Source organism: Terriglobia bacterium, assembly GCA_020072645.1.
Classification (GTDB): domain Bacteria; phylum Acidobacteriota; class Terriglobia; order Terriglobales; family Acidobacteriaceae; genus Angelobacter.
This window is the reverse complement of the sequence record JAIQGK010000003.1, coordinates 764,347-784,173: the sequence shown is the minus strand read 5'-3', so window position 1 is coordinate 784,173 and position 19,827 is coordinate 764,347. Positions and strand designations below refer to the sequence as shown.

The following is a 19,827-nucleotide window of genomic DNA, read 5'->3' as shown; positions in this document are numbered from 1 at the left end:
GGTTTAGTCCTCTATCGAATATGAATGTTCGCCAGATACGGGCTGCTAAATTCCGTCATATCGCCCGCCTTCTTACCCGCAACCGGTAAGAGCCGCGCGGAAAGCGGTTTGTGCCATTTCACAGCGAGGCTGGCCATATCGCCGATGATGCTTTCAAGTTCATGCAACGAAATGTCACCGGGCAGTGGGATAGCGTCGAGCCCGGTGCTGCAGACTGAAGAATAGGACATGAGCGAATCTCGGCTGATCGTGCCTGCTTCCCAGCGTTTCGCCAGAACAGAATCTTCCAGCACCGGAAGCATCAAGCCGCTATAACCGGCTTGCTGAACAGGAACTTTCTTCACCGCTGTGGTGATGGTATAGGCCACGCTCAAGCTTCCCGGTGAGCCAATCTCGCCATGCAGCAATGATTCCATTGCCCCGCCGATAGAGATTTCCTTGAGCGGGACTGGCGTCAGGTCGATGCCTTGATACTTCCAACTAGTGCTGGTCGATACGCGGTGCGCGATTTCTTCCACTTTCTTTGCCTCTGTACCCAGCGCTGCAGTAAGTTGCTCACCTGCTGAACGCAAGTCGCCCTTGGCGTTGGCAAACACCTGCTGCACGATGTTGGCCGACTCCAGGCCAATGGCAAAGCCATGTCCCGCGTCTGAGGTGTACGACACGGGAAAGAATGGCGCGACCTGCGGCGGAAATGCTCCCGCCGCGAAGTGAAAGTTGCCTTCGCTGTGTTCCGTGTGTTCTTCCAGATACTTGATGACTTGTGCCGCGGCGCGCACGCCGTTCCAGTGAATGCCAGCATCGTCTGCCACCTCGACGAAACCGTTGATGTTCTGCGTCTCGGCCAGGATTCGCGCCAGCAACTCGGCTTGCCTAGGATCATCGCTGTCCCTCATCATCGCCGCGCCAATGTCCGGCGTGAATCCTTCCTGCTGCGCCAGCTTGTCATAGGCCTTAAAAAATTCCAGCGCCTGCTCCGGCGTCAATCCTTTTGTGTATTCTGGAAACGGCTGCGTGGTGATGCGCAGGGTCTCAACTTCATAACCCGCTTTGGTGAATGCATCTTTGGCCGCGCGCAACATCTTTAACGCTTCAGCCACTTGCGCTTGATACGTGGCGCGATTCAGCCTGACAAATGCCGTTACTGTGCGGATTTTTGGCCGCGCTGCATTTGTCGAAGGCGATTGCGCAAAGCCGATGGATGAGGCGAGCAGGAAAAGCAGGGTAACCGCAAAGCGCTTGAGCATGCGAAGGGATCTCCACCTCGCATTCTACACAAGCGCTATTGAAGCAGCTCTGTGCCGTTGCAGTTTTTTACGATCATCTCCTGCATGTCGTCGCTGACCCGCGTAAATTCCAGCCCATAACGAAAGCCTTCGCAGGTGCGGATAATCGCATCAAGCTTTGCCTCGGTCGAGGAATAAGGAAACGTCAGCTCCAGCCTCACGGATGTACCGACAGGGATGGAACACGGAATGTAAGCGCCAATGCCTCCGCGGCTGAGACTATTGGCCCGTCCAAACGCGAAATCGTTTTTCCCGGCATTGGGAAAAGAAATTTTCAGACGAACGTCAATCTTATGGCGGGACCAGCGTCTCGCGGCCGGGCCCGGGTCAAGTTGTGACATGGGGAATTCCATTGAGTTATTTCCGTCGTCTGCTTGTCATAGATATTCGGCATTTTGCGCAAAAACTTCAACGGTACTGCCGACATATGTACTTTTGTAGGCAACAAACTGGCCCATTGCGCAACTTTGATTGGCAACCCAGCGCACGCTCAGCGCGAATTTGAATATGATCGCCGCTCCATCTGGTTGATCACGATATTCCACATATCAATATCAAGCTGGAATTGGTGTTTCAGCGGCGACTGTGTGCTGTCTACGAACGCCAGATTGGTTTCCATCTGTCCCACCAGCGCGCGCATTTTCCTGATGTCATCGCGCAACGCCTGAGCGTCATTCCCGCGGTTATTTCCCAGTTGACGAATCTGCGCGCTTTCCGCGGCGCTGGCGGCTGCGGCCTGTGAGCCGGCGGCTTGGGAAGATGAGTTTGGCGTCTGCTGGACCGCGCCCAGAAGCGTAACGGAAAACAAAGTTATGAGAACTGGTTTGAATGACATTGGACCTCCTGAGACAGTACTTAGTATTGGGTATTTAGCCGCAAGCCCGCAACTATCCCGGCGCTGCGGGAATTTCATCGTTCTTTCAAGAACACCCAAGTACCAATTACCAACTATCGTTTTCCCGTGATCTGGTCCTTCACCACGACGCCGCCTTTCATCACAAAGCCGACGTTCTCCAGCGCACGCACATTTTGCAAAGGATCGTCGATTACGGCGATCACGTCGGCGAATTTGCCCGATTCAAGAGTGCCCACGTCCTTGGCGCGCCCGATCAGGTCAGCCGCGCTGCTGGTCGCGGCGCGTATGGCTTGCGCCGGAGTCATCCCGAATTTCACCATATAGAAGAATTGCTTTGCGTTGTCGCCATGCGGATAAACGCCCGCATCTGTACCGAACGCCATCTTCGCGCCGCCCTTTACCGCGCGCTCAAAATTCTCGCGTTGCAGCCGCCCAACCATTTTCTCTTTCTCGACGTTTTCTTTCGGCAGCCCGAACTCAATCGCCTTGCCCAGGATGTAATCGTCGTTGTAAATATCCATTACCAGGTAAACGCCATGCTCCTTGGCCAGGCGAATGCCTTCATCGTCAATCAAGCTTGCATGCTCGATTGAATCAATGCCGGCAAGTATCGCGTTCTTGATTCCCTGCGTGCCGTGCGCATGCGCTGCGATTTTGCGTCCTGCCATGTGCGCTTCATCAGCCGCGGCCTTCAGCTCTTCCGGAGTAAATTGCGGAGCGCCCGGACTGTCTCCCTTGGAAAGCACGCCGCCGGTGGCGAGTATCTTGATCACGTCCACGCCGTATTTCACCTGTGCGCGGACCACGTGGCGGATCTGGTCAACGCCATCGGCAATCTGGAAGTCGCGCTCTTGAGGGAACATGCTGACGCGCGTTTGCGGAGAAAAATTGTTCAGGTCGCCGTGTCCGCCGGTAATCGAAATGCCCGGCCCACTGGCCACGATGCGCGGCCCCGGAATCAACCCTTCATTGATTGAGTTGCGGAGGTCAACGGCCAGAAACGGCAGCGAGCCAACATCCCGAACGCTGGTAAAGCCCGCTTCCAGCGTTTTGCGCGCATTCACTGTGGCGGCAAAGGCGCTTTGGAACGGCGTGTTCTTAAAGTTATAGATTTCATCGTAGCGATCAGCCCGCGCACCAAGGTGCGTGTGGCAATCGATCAATCCGGGAAGCACGGTGGCGTGTGAAAGATCGATCACGGTCACGCCTGCAGGAATTGAAACCTCCGCGGCCGGCGACACTTTTTGAATGCGTTCGCCCACGACCACGATGACCATGTTCTCGCGCGTCTTGTCTCCCGTGCCGTCAAAGAGATGTCCTGCGCGAATGTAAACAGTCTTTGGCGTGGGTGTTGGCGCTGGTGTCTGCGCGAATGCAGGCAGAAATGCGACCGTCACTACAAAGATCACCAACACAAAGAAGAGAGAAAAACGTTTCATCAAAAGCTCCTGGAAAAAGTAACGGAGAGTATATAGGAAGAAGAGTGCCAAACTGCCCGCGTCAAGCGCGAAGCACAGCAACCACGTTCCAGAATCTAAAGCGGTTTGGAGCGTAGCGACAAAAATTGAAGCCACTAGCTTTTGGCAACCAACAGCACTCGAGAAAAATTCAGCCAGATCCGCCAGCGATCATACTCGCGGCTGTGAGACGTCGCCGTAACCACTGCGTCTTCCACACAATTCTTGCTGAAGATCACTTGCAGTTTCGACCCCAGGCCCACCATGGGCCCAATCAGCATTGTGGCATCGCGTTCACCCACAGGAAGAATCAGGTCGCGTTCCTGAAAAGGAAGGCCGTTGCTGGCAAGCCCGCGAAGGATCGCAATCGTCCCGCCTTCAGGGATTTGCAGCGCCTGCGTTTCTTGCGATGTTTCCGTCGCTTCAGGTTGTGCAACTCGCGCATGGTTTGCTCCGCTGATCGTCGCGGGGTTCATCACGGTAACTGCGGGAACGCCTAGCTCCCAGTCTTCCGGAGGAAAATAAATTCCCCAGAAATTTTCCGGGCGATACAGTTCAATCCCGTATTCGCGCTCGCCGGAATCCGCCCATACCACCTGCCCAACGCGCCATTTATAGGGCGCGAGCATGGCCACGCGCACTTCCATCTTGGGTTCCAGCGGGACTGCTGAACGGATTTTGGCGCCGTGCCGGTTCACAAGAATGGTTTCCGCGGCCCCACTTACGTGTGACCCGTCACTCTTCTGGCCGGAGACCGCCAAGGCTAGCGATACAAGAACACGAGAGCTTCTACGCCCCCGTTCTTGTGGAATGAGTTGCGCCATATGTCTCTTAAGACAAAGCTTAGATTTAAGGAAACTATAGAGCCCGCGGCCAGTTGCAGGCTATATTACCGGCATCTCTTACCTGCCGATACCAAAAAGGAACGCCTTATTGTCCCACGGTAATCTCGACTGTCAATACCTAAGGATGTTCAAAATCCCGCTCTCATGCGACATCCCATAGACTGCCAAATGCAGCAACAATCTTAAAAACAAGCACTTAGCGAGCTTTGCTCGATCCTGAAAGAATTTGCCGAGCCCATTGCTGGCTAACCGCTAAAGCACCGGCTCAATACTGCTCACATAAATGGTCTGGGTAGCTTTATCCAGCGCGCCTTTAATTCTCACTTTTTTGGCGGCCAGTTCAGCCGGCCTCTCCTGGTCACTCAGCTTGTAGATTTTCTTGGTCGATGGCACATAAAGCACATAGCCATATCTCCGTGCGCATCCCTTTACGCAGTTGGCTGCGGTATTCACCTTCGCCTTGGCCATTACCTCCTTGTGCGATCCCTTCACCGCGCACTGGCCATCTGTGATCACCCCAACAAATGTCTGGATGGGCTCTTTTGTCTGGGTCTTCTTTGGCTGATCTTGTGTCGAAGATGTGGCCTGAAAAGCACAGCAGCAAACTGATAATGCCATGCAGATAAACAACGCTGAAATTCGCTTCATCTATATCTCCATAAAAAACATCTTTAGAACCTTCTCCGTGCTTCCGTGTCTCAGTGGTAGGTTTGCTTCTCTGATCACGCGCGCTCACGGCGATGCTGGCGTTCGCGGCGATTCTCCCAGGTGCTCACTGAAAAATCGTACCATCTCCACCGTTGACTTAATGCGGTTGGGGACCTTGCGCCAGCCGTGGCCTTCGTCGGGAAACAGGATGTACTCCACCGGCACGCCGCGGGCTTTCAGTGTCTTCACAATCTGTTCCGCTTCAATTACCGGCACGTTGGTGTCATTCGCGCCGTGCTGCACCATTGTCGCAGCCTTGATGCGGTCAAGCTTGTAAATTGGTGACAGCTTGTCCAGCATCTCTTTTTGCGTATCAGGATCTCCATATTCAACCTTGGAAATCGCCGCCATCCATGGCTGCGTGTGCTGGAAAAACGTCATGAAGTTCACGATCCCGAACAGATCTACGCCTGCGGCAAACAGATCAGGGTATTCCGTAAGCCCGGCCATCGTCATGTAACCGCCATAAGAGCCGCCGGTGATACCAATGCGTTTAGCATCGGCCAGATGATTGTTTACCAGGTAATCAACGCAGGCCTTGATGTCTTTCACGCCGTTCACGCGAAGTTCGCCGTTATCCAGGTTCACAAACTTCTTGCCAAAGCCCGCCGATCCCCGCACGTTCGGCGCGAAGACGCCAATACCCTGCGTCAGCAATGCCTGATAGTCGCCACGAAACGGCGCCCGCTCCTGACCTTCCGGTCCGCCATGGAAGCTGATCACGTAGGGTCCGGGCCCATTCTGTTTTGTTGGTTTGTACAGCCACCCGCTCAGCTCCAGCCCATCAAATGACTTGAATGTCATCAGCTCCGGTCTCACCAGCGCTGCCAGGTCAATTCCAGCATGTGGACTGAACGTAAGCTGGCGGAACTGTTGTGTCTTCACATCCATGATCCAAATGTCTGTAGGCTGGGCAGCCCCGCCAATATTCATCGCCAGCTTTGAGCCCTCTTTTGAAAAAGAAAGTCCGCCCACCAACTCTCCGGGCAGTTGCCGCACAGGCGTGTTCTTGTTCTGTGCTATGTCGTAAAGTGAAAGCTCGTTTTTGCCCTTCACATTCCACAACAACGCGGCCATGGTGCCCTGCTCATTCAATCGCATACCGTCAAGTTCACCATCAGGACGCGATGCCAGAATCTCAATATCTCCAGGCGTACCGTCTGCGGCCAGTTTGATTCGCCCAAAGGCCATCAGGTCGCGATCTTTGTTCGTGGCGATGTAAGCCGCGCCGCCGTCCGGAGCTATCTCGCCGGAGAAGAGAGCCACGCCGTCATGTTTGGTAACGAGCGTGTCCTTGCCAGAGGCCAGATCGAGCAGATAAAGATTGTTGTCGCCACGGCTGCGCAGCCGGCTCAGCAGCGCGCGTTTACCGTCGCGTGAGATGCTTGAAATGTCTCCCACTCCCGGATTTTTTGCCACCAGCCTGGCGTTGCCGGTCGCCAGATCGATCATGAAGCTGTCGCGCGATGCGGGATCATCACGGCTGGAATCAATCGCAATCTGCTTGCCGTCTTCCGTCCACGCGTCCAGCGCGTTGTTGTCTTCTCCACCTTTGGTCAGCAGCCTCATGCCGGTTCCGTCCGGCTTGATTACGTGAACCTGGGTGTTCAGGCCGCCACCCGGGGCAATCGCAATGGCGATCCAGTCGCTCGCCGGAGACCACTCGGCTTCCACCACTGGATCATCGCCGCTGATGATCATTCTGGGATATCCGCCCTCCGCTGGCACTACCCACACCTGCGGCGTCCCGCTCATGTTGGAGATGAAGCTCACCCACTTTCCATCGGGTGAAAAGCTCGGCGAATTGGCGCTGCCCACACGCGCCATCCGCGCCACGGACGCGGCGAGGTCTTTTTTCTGATTCGCTTGCTGGTCGGTTTGACCGGCCATCGCCGCTCCAACGCAGCAGAACAGGAAAACAAAAGCTGATGTTCGTTTCAACATAGTTTCCTCGTCTGGCTCCTTTTCCGATCAGTGTTATCTGTGTCGATCAGTGGTGAGTTTTTGTTTCCGATCACCAGATCACCGGATCACGCGATCAGCCGATCTCTCTAGCTTGCTTTCCCTTCCCTGGCTGCGCGTGCCTGCGCCGCGTCATAGCTCTCGCCGTAAATTGACGGAACCTTTCCGCCCATGGGCCTCAGGTAGGTAGAAAGCTGTCCGCGATGGTGGATGGTGTGGTTCTGTGAGAGCTGCAGGAAACTGACCGCCGGCATCTGAAGCATGCCGCGAAAATCAATAGATTTGGCTAATTGCTCCCCGCTCAGGCCTTCAATCTGCTTCAAATTGGCCTTGAATGACTCATCAAACCACGCGGCAATCTTGGCGGAGTTGTTGATGGAATCCGGACGATTGTTAGGCGTGAAATCAAATTTCCCCGTGGATATGCCGCCCAGAAAGCGATGTTCCGCCGCAACAATATGCCATGCCAACTCCAGCGCGCTCTTGGCCACCGGCTCCGGACGATAATCGCCTTTATCTAGCGGTATGGCTTCAATCACCCGCTTGGTGGTTTCGTGTTCTGTCTTGATGAAGGGCAATGTGAGTGCGAGCAAAAATTTGGCTTGATCGGGAGTCATCTGTGCAGACATGGCTGGTAAATTCCTTTCCTTGGGGATGAAGGAACAATTCTATCAGCGGGACGATGTGCGCTTGAGTTCCGCTGCCTTTCGAGAAAAGCCGCGAAGGCGTTGGACACGCCCTGCCCAATCATCCCGACTTCCCCGTTGAAAATGCAATGCACGTTCGCATTCCACGGAGGCTTGGCACGGCAAGCCCTAAAGGTAGTGTCACTAATGGCAGTTCAGAAGGGTCGATCTACTTCCAGATTTTTTTGGGCTTGGAGTATCGGGGTTATAATTCGCCCGACATGCTCAAATCAGTGATCGCTGTACTCATAGGCTTGTGTGTATCTGCTTACAGCCAAGAAGCCAAAAAACAACCAAAGTTCTCTACTACAGAAGAGGTTGACTTGGTCCTATCCCAGTCAGAAAGAGCATTCGAGCAATATGATATGTCCATAAAGCTGGAGGCGGCTTTACCTTCTATGCACGATAGCAGAGGCGTAGAGAAAGACCGTCAAATTGTCGAATTGGGCAACAAGCTAATCAGTGGTCTTAAAAAGAATCCAAACGCCTTTCATGGGCTAGGCGGCTTTTTGCTGTTGGGAGCACTGGATGATGCTTCTCGTAACGCCGCTCTCTGTTCTGCTTCGGCATTCGCGGACATTAGCAGCGCTCTTTTGTCCGAGAAGGGCTTGGACAAGGCAAAGGTATATGAGCTGATGCAGATCGGCCAGTCTTGCCAGGATGTCTCAACGCAGCTTTACACGATCAGTGAAAACCTGCACGCCCTAATGATTCGTGAGCTAGAGGGTCAATCCATCATAAATGAGCAAGCATTGGATGCACTTAACCAATGTACAGCGGTGCTGAAAAAATACAAGCCGCCGAACAGCAAATAGCAATAGGTCGGGTGGCGTGGCCGTCCTTTTCGCTCAATGTTAGCGAAGGAGCTGGGCATTTCTGCGTCCGGCAAGGCATGGGATTACGTTTCTATAAGAAGAAGCCAGCGGCGGAGGCTCGACACATCTCCCAAACGTGTCGCGGATCATGCCAAGCACCGAATTCATCTTCGAAATGCCATTCTGCGGTGGTTCTGTTCCTGCATTGCCGCTCCGCTTACGCTGCGCGCAGGACTTCGGCAGAGAGGATAGATAAGTGCCGCGCCTACGGCGCTCACAATTCCCACATCCAAGCTACCCACGGCGTTGCCGCGGGCTAACCTGCGACGCGCCTACAGCGCTGGGATCGTCTTGGGACCAACTTTTTATTTGAAACCAGCTCTGATTTCTGCTTGAATAACCCGCCTGGGGGGCATCATGAAATCCTACAATCTCATAGGCTACTTGATTATTTTGCTCTACTTGTTGTCCTGTTTTTATTTCGCACCAGCTCATTTAGGCCCCTGGACTGGGGTATTGATCGGCGGAGCTTATTTCATCGTTTGCTGGTTTCTTGGCGGGTTATATCTGGCCGATGTGCTGCACTTAGGCATCGTTCATGGCGCGCTCGACTACAAGGTATGGTTCATCAAAACCGTCACCGTGGTGAACAACGTTTTCGGGCTCTATGTGGATCCCATCGGCTGGGTAAATCGCCATCGCTTGCACCATGAACACGCTGACCATCCCGGAGATCCCAACAAACTCTCAGGCGATGGTTTTTGGCAGACCCTCTACCGCTGCGTAATCCCGTACCCATATCAGAATCTGGCTGCCGACGAGATTTTAAAGTCGCGGACTTTTCGCGTCACTGCAAATCCTGTGTTTGCCCTGCTTGCCCAGGCCTTCAGTATCTTTCTCTTTTGGAAGCTGGTTGGAGACCTGAGGTTTGTGCTGGTGATGTGGGTTGGCATGCGGATTTTTGCGCTGTGGGTAAACATGATCCAGAACTATTGGACCCACACCCGAAGATTTGGCTATCGGCGCTATCACGATGAACAGGACAACGCCATGAACGTTGGCGAGTGGCTGCCGGTAACCGCAACCTTCAGCGCCTGCCTGCAGAACAACCACCACCACTATCCGGGTCTCTTGCGGCTCAGCCACGACAACGCTGAATACGACTTTGGATTTCTCACTGTCAAAGTGATGAAATCCCTTGGCCTGGTGAAGGCAACTAAAACGGGTGAAGAGTTACCCAAGGACGTTCCTCTAGGCGCACTGGATTTTTAGAAGGAAACTGACTCACTACCAATTTTCTAAGACGTCTTTTTTCTCGGGATAAATGGTTCAATCGTTTGCCCAAGAAAACCGGGCGCGATTTCCTCGCCGTCCAGGCCGTACTGCTGCGGCCATTCATCAGGGTAATAGTAAGTTCCAAAAAGCTTATCGATCCACGGAAAATGAATGGCAAAGTTCTTATCAATGCCCTCTTTTTGGGAAGTATGGTGCCAGTGATGATATCTGGGCATAACCAGAAATTTTTCCAGCCATATGGCATTCGGGCCGAAGTTGCAATGGGTCCAGGTAGCGTGCAGGGTGACAAAAATCAGATACGCAAAGATGATCGACTGTGAAAACCCAAGCATCATGGGAATAAGAATAAAGCCGCGTACCAGCGTGTCGTCCACAAAGTGGGAGCGTGAGCCGGCGATCCAATCCAGCGCTTTTGAAGAATGGTGAACGGCATGGAAGCGCCATAGAAAAGGCACCTTGTGCAATGCAAAATGAACACAATATTCCGAAATGTCAGCAACCACAACGGCCAGGAAAAATTGCACCAACCAGGGTACTCCAGCAATTAAGTGTTGAAGCGCGGGAACGCCCAGGTACTTAGTGGCCTGGGTGGCGGGCAACAAGACCAGGAAAGATAAAATTTGCAGCGGCAGATGCGTGGACATGAAATAAACCACGTCCAAAGTCCACTCCTTGCGGAATGTTCCCTGTTTTGGATACTGCGGCCACAGCCTTTCCAGGGGCACGTAGATGATTCCCATCAAAAGCATGTCAAGCAAAAACCAGTCCAGGCCAATTGCGGGCCCATCGTGCAAATTGGGGTTAATCTGTACGCTGGATCCGCCCCAGGCCGTTGCGGCAATGGCCAACAACGTTCCCGTCAATCCCAGAATCTTTTTCCTGCGTTTAATCGACGAAATGATTCCGAATAGAATGGCCGCCACTATCAGGCATTGGATCAGGATGCGCATCGTGTGCATTGGATAGAGTGGGCGCAGTTCCGGAGAGCTTAGTAACTGAGGAAAGTGCAGGCACAAAACTCCTCCGAATGAAAGAGACCCAAAAAACGCCGACAATATCCCGCTCCACCAACCGGTTCCAAAGCCGGTCGATTCGGCATCACCAAAGAATTTATTAATTTTCTGCTCGATCACGATGCCCCATAGTTTACGTTCTTCTCACTTATGCAGGCCAGTAGAAAGAGAAGTGATGCCATTACTGACGTTCAGCGGGCCGGGTGGCCCACGCTTTCACCCGGTGTTGGCAAAGCGTGGCGTGGCCCAAGATTTTGTTTCAGCCACTCCGCTACCTTCCGCAAAAATTCCGTATCAAACGGCGCATCCTGTTTCTTTCCCAGTGACTCGAAAAACGCTTTCTGTGAAGGCCAGAGGTCCAGCCCGTGTCCCATATCTTTGAATTCCTCATACGTCGCCCGATGCGGGTGAAAACTGTTGATCATTTCCGTCAAGTAGCGGCCTTCTTCAGCCGACGTTAATGCGTCCGAGGTTCCCCAGGTTACCAGAACGGGAACATCAACTTTCTTCCACTCCATCGCCAGATCCAGATCGGCAATCTGCTGCAGGTAACTGGCAGAGGCGCCGAAAGTTTGCACTGAGTCCTTGCAGTCCGGATCATTTTTGACCACCTGCTCCGGAGTCTGCTTTTCTATAAAAAAATGATATTGGCAGCGCGCCATTGTGCGGGCAGCTTTTTCCACTGCGTCGTAAGGGCGGCCCAGCAGCAGCAGTTGGCGGCGTGCGTTTTCCAGTTGATATTCGTACCAGCTCTTGCCGATGGTTTCAGAAGCGATAAATGCCCGGACCGGAAACTTTTCCGCCACCAGGACGCCCTCCAGCGGACCGATACTGTGAGCAAAAATGAAGATGTTGTCCCTATCAACAAAATCGTAGGTGGACAGCGCCTTCAATCCGGCAATGGAGCGGCTCGCGGCGAATTGAAGATCGGATTGCGCGCTGTCGCACGCCGGACCTTGACTCGATCCTTCTCCGTTTTTCTCCACCCACATAGTCACAAAGCCGCGCTGTGAGAGTCCGTAGCGGAACCGATTGAACGGCTCGTCGTGGTCCGGACTCGGCAGCGGATAGCATCCGAGGCCGGAGATTACCAGCACGGCCGGATAACGTCCCGGCCCCTTGGGTTTGGTGACACTGGCATGCAGGTTGATGCTGTCAAGCGTGACAGCTCGATCAAGAATTTCAATATCGGAAGGAACTTGAGCAAAAACAAATGTAGAGCAGGAGAGCAGAAGGAATAGCAATCGCCTCATGTATGAAGATTACACCGGATCAGGATTGCTTTCTCTCCGCTTACTCCGTTCCTCTGTGTTTCAAGGTGTTGGTCTTCAATTTTGGCAATTTCGGCGGGTGGCCCACGCTTTCGCCCGGTTTTGGCGAAGCGTAGGCCAAAAAGCCTTCCGTGAAGTCTAGCGGCGAGGCCGACTTGCGTGCCGAGCCGCCTGCATCAGGCGCAGATCACACCGACCACCTTCCAGAGTCTCAAGCGGTTTGGAGCGAAGCGACATTTGCTTTACGCGTGAAGTTTAGCGGCGAGGCCGACCTGCGTGCCGAGCCGCCTGCGTCAGGCGCAGATCACACCGACCACCTTCCAGACTCTCAAGCGGTTTGGAGCGAAGCGACATAAATTAAGCCCAATACGTCCTGTCCAGCGTCCTGTATTGGATTGCCTCAGCGATGTGCTTGCTCTCAATCTGCGGGCTGCCTTCCATATCGGCAATGGTCCGCGCGACCTTCAATATCCGGTCATGCGCCCTGGCGCTGAGCCCCTGCTGCTGCATGGCGCGTTCAAGCATGCGTTCGCTGTCCGTACCCAGATCGCAATAGGCACGGATCTGGCGTGAGGTCATTTGCGCGTTGGAATAATTGCGCTCGCCGGCGGCGGCAAAGCGATTGAGCTGGACCTCACGCGCCCGCACCACGCGCTCGCGAATCTGCGCGGAGCTTTCCGCCTTGTTGTCAGATCCGCGCAGTTCTTTGTAATTTACTGCCGGAACGTCAATGTGAATATCAATGCGGTCCATCAGCGGCCCGGAAATCTTGGAGACGTAACGCTGGATCATCGGCTGCGTACAGGGACAATCTCTCTGTCCCGAGCCATGGTAGCCGCAAGGGCACGGATTCATGGCCGCAGCCAGCATGAATCGCGCCGGAAAAGTCAGTGACATCGAAGCGCGCGCAATCGTCACGTTGCCGTCTTCCAGCGGCTGCCGCATTACTTCCAGCACGTTGCGCGGAAACTCCGGCAGTTCGTCCAGAAAAAGCACGCCATTATGCGAAAGCGAAACTTCGCCAGGACGAGGAATGATTCCGCCGCCGATTAGCCCAGCGTCGGAAATTGTATGGTGAGGCGACCGGAAGGGCCGCACGCTGACCAGCCCTGAAGCGGCATCCAGCACGCCGGCAACGCTGTGGATCTTGGTGGTCTCCAGCGCTTCTTCAAACGTGAGCGGCGGAAGAATGCTGGAGACGCGCTTGGCGAGCATGGTCTTGCCGGAACCCGGAGGCCCGATCATCAAAATGTTGTGCCCGCCGGCGCAGGCGATTTCCAGCGCGCGCTTGGCCGTAAACTGTCCACGTACTTCCTTGAAGTCCGGCGCGCCGAACTGGTCGGCCTCAACCAGCATTTGTGACGTATCTACCTGCAGCGGAGAGATTCCGTTTCCGGTGTTCAGCAGATTCACCACATCGATGAGCGACTTTACCGGATAAACATTCACGCCGCTCACCACCGCCGCTTCACGCGCATTTACTTCCGGCACAATCAGGTTGGCAATCTTCTTGGCGCGGGCGGCAATGGCAATCGGCAAAGCGCCGCGCACGCCGCGAATGCCGCCATCGAGTGATAGTTCGCCCACCATTACGTATTCGGTAAGCTCTTTCTTGATCAGGCCGCCGTACGCGCCCAGGATTCCCATCGCCATTGGCAGGTCAAAGCCTGAGCCTTCTTTCTTGATGTCCGCCGGCGCAAGGTTGATGGTGATCTTGGTGAGCGGCACTTCGTACCCGCAATTTCGTAGCGCGGCGGTGATTCGCTGCCGGCTCTCCTTCACCGCTGTGTCGGGCAGTCCTACGGTCTGGAAATTCTCTTTAGGATCGCGCGACGGGCTGACATCGACTTCAACTTCAATGATATTGGCGTCGATGCCATAAACTGCGGCACTCTGGGTCTTGAAGAGCATGCTTGCGGCTAATCTCCTGGGCTGGCAAAGCATTCTAGCAAGAGCCTGCCGAATTGCAGAATTTTGCAGCCAGAATCACACCAGAAGTACCGTGGGCGCTTGACCTCTGGGGTTACTCAAGTTCATGTTTCCATTGAATTTGACCACTTTTGAAAGTACCATCAAGCCATTCTCACCGGTGTTTTTTATGACGCGGTATCTTGAGCCTCGCGTTGACATCAGCCTCGACGTAAAAGTGTGGGGCATGGACCTCTACGGCAAACCGTTTGTGCAGCATGCTCGCACGGTCAATGCCAGCTCCGTGGGCGCGCGGCTCATCGGGATTGACTGCGTACGCGAAGGCGAAGTCATCTCCCTGCAGCATGAAAACCAAAAAGCGCGTTGCAAAGTAGTCTGGGTTGGACGTGACGCGGCCAAGTCAAGGCAGATCGGTATTCAGGTAGTTGAGCCCGACAAAAAACTCTTTGGAGCAAAACTGAAGTCGCCGGCCATACAGACAACGCAGTCTGCTTCCAGCTTTACTGGGTTTGCCGGCGCGCCCCCAGCACCGCAACAGGCAAGGAGACCTATGCCAGAACCCACAGGAACCAGAAGGGCCCAGCAGCGTTTCCACTGCACCGGCGGCATTGAGATGCGCCGCAATGAAGGTGCGCCTCCGGTCTTCGGCAATTTAAGTGACCTGAGCCTGACCGGCTGCTACGTTGAAACGGTATCAACGCTTCCCGTTGGCAGTGAAATTCTTTTTATGCTGCGCGTCCGTGAGAGCGTTGTGCGAGGCCGTGCCCAGGTCAAAACTTCACACCATGCCGTGGGGCTGGGTCTGGTGTTTACCCAGATCGGCAGAGAAGACCAGGCCAAGCTTGAATATATCTTGAGCGTGCTTTCCGGGTCGCTTGACTTGAGCACGGACGATCCACGAAAGCTCGCGCCTGAAGATCCGCTACCCACTTTTCGGCCCCCTTCCATCAATACTGTTCAACCAACTTCACGTGGAGGTTCCAGCAAAATGTCCAGCCAGATGTCTACTCAAGTTACCCGCACGATTGAAGAACTCAATCATCTGGAACAGGGACTTGTAATTGACAAAGTGGACCCACGCATCATCGCCCAGTTTCACGACGCGGTGGAACATCTCCGGCAGACCGCGTGGTCCGTGGTGCAGTGGGTGGACCTGAACTCCAAAGGCGGCGACCCTTTTGAAGTCCTGCCCCAGCTTGAGGCCGAACGCATGCACATGCTGCGCAAGCTGGCCCACAACGTCACAGCCGATCTGGACTCCGGCAGCGTCACGCGCTTCACAGAAGGCATTTCGAATATTTATGAAGAAGTGCAGGCGCTCTACCGCGGGCTAAGAAAAATTGTGATCGACGGGCCGGAAGACAAGTAAATCATCCCGAGCGTAGCGAGGGATCGCTACCACTACGACATCTCTTTTGAAACAAGGAAGCTGCAAACCAGCGCGTCCGAACCTTATTTCTGATTCGTGTTCCTTCGCGTTAATTCGTGGCCTGATTTTCTGCTTTTAGTATCTCGGCGCTATAGGGCTCCCTCACTGCGTTCGGGATTTCAGAAAGAGTTAAACTCTTTCCACCGCCATCGCCACTGAATTCCCGCCGCCCAGGCATAGCGCCGCGATCCCGCGCTTCCCGTTCCGGCGAATCAACTCATAGATCAGCGTCACCAGCACTCGCGTTCCGCTGGCGCCAATCGGATGTCCCAGCGCCACAGCGCCGCCATTCACGTTGACCCGCGCCGGATCGATACCCAGCTCTTTAATCACAGCCACAGACTGCACCGCGAACGCTTCATTGATCTCGTACAGATCGACGTCTTCAGGCTTCCATCCCGTCTTGGCCCAGATTTTCCGGATGCCATCCACCGGCGCCATCATCACCCATTCGGGAGCTGTGCCGCTCGTCGCTTGCGCCACCACACGAACCATGGGCTGCGCGCCCAGTTGCTTCGCCCGTGAAGCTGACGTCACCACCACACCCGCCGCACCGTCATTCATCGTGGACGCGTTGCCCGCCGTGACCGTGCCATCTTTCTTGAATACAGGCTTCAGGTTGCCCAACGCCGCTGCTGTCGTGTCCTCCCTCGGGCCTTCATCTTTATCAAACAGCACAGGCGCTTCACCTTTCTTCCTTGCCGGCAACTCCACTGGGACGATCTGGCTCTTGAAGCGGCATTCCTTCCAAGCCTGTACTGCCTTCTGGTGCGAACTCACGGCGTATTCGTCCTGCTGTTCGCGCGTGACGCCATATTTCTGCGCCACGTTCTCGCCCGTCATCCCCATGTGGTAGTTGTTGTAAATGTCCCACAGGCCGTCATTGACAACGGAATCGATGATCTGCGAATTTCCCAGCCTATACCCTTTGCGCGCCTGCGGCAGGAGATATGGTGCGTTCGTCATGGATTCCATGCCGCCCGCCACCACGATCTCAGCGTTCCCGGTCTGGATGGCCTGCGTCGCCAGCGCTACGGCTTTTAATCCTGAGCCGCAGACTTTGTTAATGGTCATTGCGCCCACGGTATTGGCCAGTCCGCCGCCTAGCGCCGCCTGCCGCGCGGGATTCTGTCCCAGGCCGGCAGCCACCACCAATCCCATAATGCATTCGTCCACCTGCGGCGGATCGACCTTGGCCCGCTTTACCGCCTCGCGCACAGCGATGGCGCCCAGCTGCGGAGCGGACAGCGGCTCCAGCGATCCTTGAAATTTTCCTATGGGCGTACGCACGCCGCTGATAATGACAACATCTTCCATAAATCTCTCCTTAGGAATCCCGACCCTTCATTATAAGATGAAGCGCAGCGCCCGCGCGCTTCCAAAACTATGACCCAGTTCATTGACCCGCAGCCCACGCAATCCACGACTGAAGCTCCGTCCTCTCTCACTGAACCGCTTGTCGCCCCGGTCGAGCCGCCAAAGCCTGCTCTCATTGCGCCTCTGTGGCATACCATAGTGATCACTGCGTTGATCCTGGGCAACTCATTTCTGGGATCGTCAAAGGTCGGCGCGGTCCACGGTTCGGGCTCGCGAGTTCTGCTTTATGGCGGGACGTTTGTCACGCAACTGATCCTGATCCTCTTCATTTGGTTTGGCATTCGCCTGCGCGGCGTGCGCATGCGTGACCTGATCGGCGGCCGCTGGAAGACCGTGGAAGCATTTTTGCTGGATGTGGCTCTGGCTGTCGGTTTTTGGTTTACGTCCATTCTGCTGCTTTTCGGGATTCGTATCGCTCTCGGTACTATCGATCTCCACAACTTGCAGAAATCGGTCGACGATACCGTACGCATTCTTGGGCCAATGGCTCCCCACACTTATCTTGAAGCAGGACTTTTTGTCGCATTGAGCGTCAGCGCAGGCCTGTTTGAAGAAATCATTTTCCGCGGATATCTGCAGCGGCAATTCGGCGCACTGGGCCGCAATGCGATCATTGGCATCGTGGCTTCGGGAATCCTTTTTGGTCTGGCGCACGGATACCAGGGCACGCGAATGATGATTGTGATCGGCATCTATGGAACTTTCTTCGGCATACTGGCGCATCTGCGGAAGAGCCTGCGTCCCGGAATGATGGCCCATGCCTTTCAGGATTCCATCGCCGGCATTGGTCTTTTCAAACTCGTTACGCGGCATTGATCTTCTTCGCGTGCATCGTTCATCGCCGACAAAACGGCCGCGTGGTCAAAAAAATAATTGGTTACCAAGGTACCCGCGAGACATCGCCCTTGGAGATTTTGTTTTGCCTGCTCTCTTCACCCGGAGAAGAAGATCTTTTTCAAACATGCACGAACCCGCATAGATCGAGGCTTTTTCTCATCACCACCCAAAGTTGTTTTGAAATCATGATCGCGTTGCACCGCCGAAACGAGTTTTCGGCGTTCTTGACCCGGCCGGAAATCAAAGATGACATCAATTTTTTTCTTGACTTCGATTTTCAACCACTCTATACATTCATCAATTGCGGTTTTTTACTTAGGACCGCACATCCATGAAAAATGGAAAGGGAGAATAGAAACATGGCAACCAAGAAAAAGGCAAAAAAGAAGAGCAAAAAGAAATAACAACTCTTCACATCAAACCTAAAGGGGACGCGCAAGCGTCCCCTTAGTTTTTGATTATCGTCCTAAAGCGAAGACAGAAGGGACAATGCGACCGAGGCGAGTCGAAGGATCCCGGTGCATTATCCCGCACCATACCGCTACAGGAATTCTCGCAAGAAAACTGGATCAGACAAACATCCGTTCGGAATGAGGCGTCAAGTCGCCGGCGCGTTCTCAATCCGACGCTTTGCTCGCCGACAATGCTTTGCTCCTTGCTGCCATGCCGTTCGAATTCTCTGGTTCTGTCGTTGCACTGAGTTCTGCTTTTTCAGGATCATCGAAATCCAGCGTCAGGTTTCTGGTCGTGGTCTCGATGGGGCTCAGTTCGGCAATCTCTTCGGTCACAGGCGCGCCCAGCTCGACAAACTTGCGTGCTGAAACCATCACGCGGCTCTCCAGCGACCCCACGGCTTTGTTGTAGGACTCAACGGCGCGATCCAAGCCCTTGCCCACATTGTCAATGTGCGCGCCGAGCATCCGCAGACGGTCATGCAGCTCTTTGCCCAGCGTGCTGATCTCGCGTGCGTTGCGGGCCAGCTTCTCCTGGTTCCAGCCGTAAGCAACCGCCTTGAGCAAAGCGATGAGCGTTGTGGGCGAGGCTGGAATCACTTTTTGTGACACGCCGCGCTCAATCAGCGCGGGGTCTTGTTCCAGCGCCGCGCTAAAAAATGTCTCGCCCGGCAAAAACATCACCACAAACTCCGGCGTGTGCTCAAACTGCTCCTGGTAGAGCTTGGAACTGAGCTGGAGCATATGAGTTCTGACCTGGTTGGCATGATCGGATAGCTTTTGCCGGCGGAAGTCATCGTCCGTCGCTTCCACGGCTTCCAGATACGCCAGCAGCGGCGTCTTGGCGTCCACCACAACGTTCTTTCCTCCGGGCAGCCGAACGACCAGATCGGGACGCAGCCGCCCTGTACTCGTAGTGACCGTTTCCTGCTCTACAAAATCGCAGTAGGGCAGCATGCCGGCAATTTCCACCACGCGTCTGAGCTGAATCTCACCCCAGCGTCCGCGCACCGTGGGACTGCGTAGCGCTTTGACCAGGTTGCCCGTTTCGGTCTGAAGCTTCTCCTGTGTCGAAATCAACGAGCGAACCTGCGTCGTCAGATCGCCGTAGGCCCGATCGCGAACGCTTTCCATCTGGCGGATCTGCTCGTCCACCCTCTTGAGCGATTCCCCAATCGGCGCGACGAGGTTCTCGACCGCCTGCTGCCGCAGCTCCAGGTCGCCCTTGGCTTCGCTCTGAAATTTCTCCAGTGTCGATTGCGCGAGATGAAGAAATGCCTGGTTATTGCTCTTGAGCGCTTCAGCGGAGAGTGCCTGAAAGCTGTCACGCAATTCCTGGGTCATCTGGTTCAGGATGGCCAATTTCTCGTCATTGGCCTTGCGCTCCAGCGCAATCGTGGTTTCCAGCTTTACTTTGGCGGCATTCAACTGCGTATTCAGGTCGGTAAACTTTTGTGCTTCCAAGCGCGTCTTCGCCAGCTCCTGCTGCAAGGCGGACAAACGCGCGTTCAAAACCGCCGCATTTGGACGCACCAGCAGCCACGCAATCGCGAATCCAAAGATGGCTCCCACTGCTATCAGCAGAACATTGGCCAAGCCGATCATGAG

General features: G+C 54.6%; 18 protein-coding genes. 4 read left to right on the top strand and 14 right to left on the bottom strand.

Features of this window, described 5'->3' with window-relative positions; translation table 11 throughout:
- Positions 1 to 11 precede the first annotated feature (11 nt).
- From LAO76_06950 to LAO76_06915, 8 genes are all read right to left on the bottom strand, one after another.
- Positions 12 to 1,247 carry a DUF711 family protein gene (locus LAO76_06950; GenBank protein ID MBZ5490653.1) on the bottom strand — a complete coding sequence of 412 codons (1,236 nt, stop codon included), beginning with the start codon at positions 1,245 to 1,247 and terminating at the stop codon, positions 12 to 14.
- Between the two features lie 35 nt (positions 1,248 to 1,282).
- On the bottom strand, positions 1,283 to 1,627 hold the full coding sequence (locus LAO76_06945) for a PilZ domain-containing protein (protein MBZ5490652.1): 345 nt from the start codon (positions 1,625 to 1,627) through the stop codon (positions 1,283 to 1,285).
- A gap of 149 nt (positions 1,628 to 1,776) precedes the next feature.
- Positions 1,777 to 2,121: a hypothetical protein gene (locus LAO76_06940; GenBank protein ID MBZ5490651.1), complete on the bottom strand. Its 345-nt coding sequence runs from the start codon at positions 2,119 to 2,121 to the stop codon at positions 1,777 to 1,779.
- A gap of 113 nt (positions 2,122 to 2,234) precedes the next feature.
- Positions 2,235 to 3,581, bottom strand: coding sequence for an amidohydrolase family protein (locus tag LAO76_06935; protein MBZ5490650.1), 1,347 nt, complete (start codon positions 3,579 to 3,581; stop codon positions 2,235 to 2,237).
- Between the two features lie 134 nt (positions 3,582 to 3,715).
- Positions 3,716 to 4,423: a hypothetical protein gene (locus LAO76_06930; GenBank protein MBZ5490649.1), complete on the bottom strand. Its 708-nt coding sequence runs from the start codon at positions 4,421 to 4,423 to the stop codon at positions 3,716 to 3,718.
- 273 nt (positions 4,424 to 4,696) lie between these two features.
- Positions 4,697 to 5,092: a hypothetical protein gene (locus LAO76_06925; GenBank protein ID MBZ5490648.1), complete on the bottom strand. Its 396-nt coding sequence runs from the start codon at positions 5,090 to 5,092 to the stop codon at positions 4,697 to 4,699.
- Between the two features lie 84 nt (positions 5,093 to 5,176).
- The gene (locus tag LAO76_06920; protein MBZ5490647.1) at positions 5,177 to 7,042 is read right to left on the bottom strand and encodes a S9 family peptidase; all 1,866 of its coding nucleotides are present in this window, start codon (positions 7,040 to 7,042) and stop codon (positions 5,177 to 5,179) included.
- 161 nt (positions 7,043 to 7,203) lie between these two features.
- Complete coding sequence (locus LAO76_06915; protein ID MBZ5490646.1) at positions 7,204 to 7,743, bottom strand: DinB family protein; 540 nt, start codon at positions 7,741 to 7,743, stop codon at positions 7,204 to 7,206.
- Between the two features lie 146 nt (positions 7,744 to 7,889).
- Between LAO76_06915 and LAO76_06910 the strand changes: the two genes are divergently transcribed.
- Positions 7,890 to 8,615 carry a hypothetical protein gene (locus LAO76_06910; protein ID MBZ5490645.1) on the top strand — a complete coding sequence of 242 codons (726 nt, stop codon included), beginning with the start codon at positions 7,890 to 7,892 and terminating at the stop codon, positions 8,613 to 8,615.
- A gap of 417 nt (positions 8,616 to 9,032) precedes the next feature.
- The gene (locus LAO76_06905; GenBank protein MBZ5490644.1) at positions 9,033 to 9,887 is read left to right on the top strand and encodes a hypothetical protein; all 855 of its coding nucleotides are present in this window, start codon (positions 9,033 to 9,035) and stop codon (positions 9,885 to 9,887) included.
- 26 nt (positions 9,888 to 9,913) lie between these two features.
- On the opposite strand, the gene LAO76_06900 is transcribed toward LAO76_06905, so the two are convergent.
- The 3 genes from LAO76_06900 to LAO76_06890 all read right to left on the bottom strand — a co-directional run bounded on the left by LAO76_06900 (position 9,914) and on the right by LAO76_06890 (position 14,106).
- Positions 9,914 to 10,573, bottom strand: a complete 660-nt coding sequence (locus LAO76_06900; GenBank protein ID MBZ5490643.1) for a sterol desaturase family protein — start codon at positions 10,571 to 10,573, stop codon at positions 9,914 to 9,916.
- 542 nt (positions 10,574 to 11,115) lie between these two features.
- Positions 11,116 to 12,177: an alpha/beta hydrolase gene (locus LAO76_06895; protein ID MBZ5490642.1), complete on the bottom strand. Its 1,062-nt coding sequence runs from the start codon at positions 12,175 to 12,177 to the stop codon at positions 11,116 to 11,118.
- A gap of 375 nt (positions 12,178 to 12,552) precedes the next feature.
- Entirely contained in the window at positions 12,553 to 14,106 is a 1,554-nt protein-coding gene (locus LAO76_06890) for a YifB family Mg chelatase-like AAA ATPase (protein MBZ5490641.1), read from the bottom strand.
- A 187-nt stretch (positions 14,107 to 14,293) separates the two neighbouring features.
- Here LAO76_06890 and LAO76_06885 point away from each other — a divergent pair, with 187 nt between their 5' ends.
- A complete protein-coding gene (locus tag LAO76_06885; protein ID MBZ5490640.1) occupies positions 14,294 to 15,493 on the top strand; it encodes a PilZ domain-containing protein in 1,200 nt (399 codons plus the stop codon).
- A gap of 189 nt (positions 15,494 to 15,682) precedes the next feature.
- Here LAO76_06885 and LAO76_06880 read toward each other — a convergent pair whose 3' ends face one another.
- Entirely contained in the window at positions 15,683 to 16,870 is a 1,188-nt protein-coding gene (locus tag LAO76_06880; protein MBZ5490639.1) for an acetyl-CoA C-acetyltransferase, read from the bottom strand.
- 69 nt (positions 16,871 to 16,939) lie between these two features.
- On the opposite strand from LAO76_06880, the gene LAO76_06875 reads away from it, so the two are divergent.
- Complete coding sequence (locus tag LAO76_06875) at positions 16,940 to 17,746, top strand: CPBP family intramembrane metalloprotease (GenBank protein MBZ5490638.1); 807 nt, start codon at positions 16,940 to 16,942, stop codon at positions 17,744 to 17,746.
- Positions 17,747 to 17,862: 116 nt separating this feature from the next.
- Here the strand turns inward: LAO76_06875 and LAO76_06870 are convergent, their stop codons facing one another.
- On the bottom strand, positions 17,863 to 18,048 hold the full coding sequence (locus tag LAO76_06870; protein ID MBZ5490637.1) for a hypothetical protein: 186 nt from the start codon (positions 18,046 to 18,048) through the stop codon (positions 17,863 to 17,865).
- Positions 18,049 to 18,384: 336 nt separating this feature from the next.
- Positions 18,385 to 19,824, bottom strand: a complete 1,440-nt coding sequence (gene rmuC / locus LAO76_06865; GenBank protein ID MBZ5490636.1) for a DNA recombination protein RmuC — start codon at positions 19,822 to 19,824, stop codon at positions 18,385 to 18,387.
- Between the last annotated feature and the right edge of the window lie 3 nt (positions 19,825 to 19,827).